The sequence below is a fragment of the Aquiflexum sp. genome (assembly GCF_041749095.1).
In the GTDB taxonomy this organism is placed as follows: Bacteria; Bacteroidota; Bacteroidia; order Cytophagales; family Cyclobacteriaceae; genus Aquiflexum.
Map to the genome: position 1 here is coordinate 1 of NZ_JBGTCA010000556.1, position 2,050 is coordinate 2,050.

The following is a 2,050-nucleotide window of genomic DNA, read 5'->3' on the forward strand; positions in this document are numbered from 1 at the left end:
GGCCTGTAGTCTTTGATAAAAATTTCAGGGCTGAAAGACAGGATGTGAATTTCTCTCTCAAATGGACTGCACATATGGAATCCAATGAACAACTAACCTTCCTGCTTTTGAATAAGGCAAGAAATCATGAAGATTACATCCTTGCATTGGACAACTACACCTCACCGGCCCAAAACTTTGTGTTTGCCTCCAAAAGTGGGAGTATTGCCATGAAGGTCCAAGGAAGATTTCCATTGAAATGGGAAGGGCAGGGAAAGTTTTTAATGGATGGAAATGACCCTCGATTTGAATGGAAAGGTTTTATTCCAAATGAACACAATCCGGCCACAATCAATCCAACGAGGGGTTTTGTATCCTCTGCCAATCAGCATTCAACTGATCCTTCTTATCCCTATTATATTTTTGAAAGCAGTGTCGAACATTACAGAAATAGAAGAATTAATAAAAAACTTGATGAAATGGAGAACATTACCATTGAGGATATAATGGCACTTCAATTTGACAATTTTCACCTTCATGCTTCTGAGATATTACCCGCTATGCTGGATTTATTGCCCAATGAGAATATGGAAAAACTAGATCTGAAAGCCAGAAAGTATTTGAACCAATTGCAGGAATGGAATTACCTTACTTTTCCCAATCAGGAAGAACCTGCCTTATTCCAAACATGGTGGAAACATATCCATGATGGAATTTGGTCAAAATGGAAGCAAAATGAAAAACCGATTGTGTTACCCAATATATATGAAACGAGCAGGTTGTTGATCAATTCTCCAAATGACACCCTTTTTGACAACCCGGAAACTGAAGCTTTAGAAACAGCCACAGATTTAATTTGGTCTGCGTTTCAATCGATGGTAGCTGAAATGAATAAATGGGAAGAAGATAGAGGTGGATATTCGTGGGCCAGTTTCAAGGGGACTTCGGTTATGCACCTTGTGCCAAACTTTAAGTCTTTTAGCTACACTGATATCTATACAGGTGGAGGCAGAGGAATTGTCAATGCCACAGACAAAATGCATGGGGCAAGTTGGCGATTTGTTGTAGAACTAGGGGATGATATAAAAGCATTCGGAATTTATCCGGGAGGACAATCCGGCAATCCTGGCAGTAGATTTTATGACAATTTTCTTAAGAAATGGTCAAATGGAGAATATGTTGATTTTGATTTAAGAAAAGATAACCGGAGTGAAAATGTATTATTTACCACAATATTTAAGGAGTGATTTATGGGCAGGTTTTTTGGATTGGTTATACTGACAGCATTTATTGTTTATTTTATTGGGCCTTATTTTCCATTTTGGGGATTAATGATTTTAGTAGCCTTGGTTACTTTCTTGGTTGGGGCCTCTCCTTTAACTTCTTTTTTTGGTTCAGGATTACCTTTTGGATTGGTATGGTTATCACTTTCAGTTTGGATATCCATTGATTCCGGTTCAGAGCTTCCCATAAAAATGGCAGAGTTAATGGGGCATTCCAATGATAATATGTTATGGTTTGCTGCAGGACTTATCGGTTTTATAATTGGAGGCTTTAGTGGGTTGACAGGTTCTCTTTTTAGAAAAATACTTCAAAAACGGGATAACGGGATTTATAGAAGTTAAGAGTGATCTGATATCATCAGGAATGGAATATAATTTATGCTAATTTTTAGCTAATTATTTGTATTAAAAATACAATAATTCACCTCTTGAAAGATTCTATTTAAATTAACTGAAAATATTTTGCTTTTATTGACCATGCGAGTACTTTTGTTGCTCGTTTTGTGCCAGTCACTTTTATGCTAGATTACCTAATCACATCAAAAACCAGGTTAAAGTTATTGATCAAGTTCTTCAGTAATTCCAAAAATCAAGGACACTTGAGGGGATTGGCTGAGGAATTTGGTGAATCAACAAATGCAATCAGAAAGGAATTGAATAACCTGACTGAGGCAGGGTTTTTGTTAAAAGTGGCAGAAAAAAACCGAATTGAATACCAAGCTAACCCCAAGCATCCCCTTTTTTCAAATTTGCAGGATCTTATCCGAAAATATTTAGGTTTTGACAGG

The 2,050-nt window shown here is 36.8% G+C and carries 2 protein-coding genes and 1 pseudogene; all 3 read left to right on the forward strand.

Annotated features, from left to right (window positions below; translation table 11 throughout):
• Positions 1–1,226 (forward strand): penicillin acylase family protein (locus ACEW8O_RS24885; RefSeq protein ID WP_373497337.1); only part of this gene is annotated, 1,226 nt, incomplete at its 5' end.
• 3 nt (positions 1,227–1,229) lie between these two features.
• Positions 1,230–1,604, forward strand: a complete 375-nt coding sequence (locus ACEW8O_RS24890) for a hypothetical protein (protein ID WP_373497338.1) — start codon at positions 1,230–1,232, stop codon at positions 1,602–1,604.
• A gap of 176 nt (positions 1,605–1,780) precedes the next feature.
• Positions 1,781–2,050: pseudogene (locus tag ACEW8O_RS24895) on the forward strand (ArsR family transcriptional regulator); the annotation flags it as partial.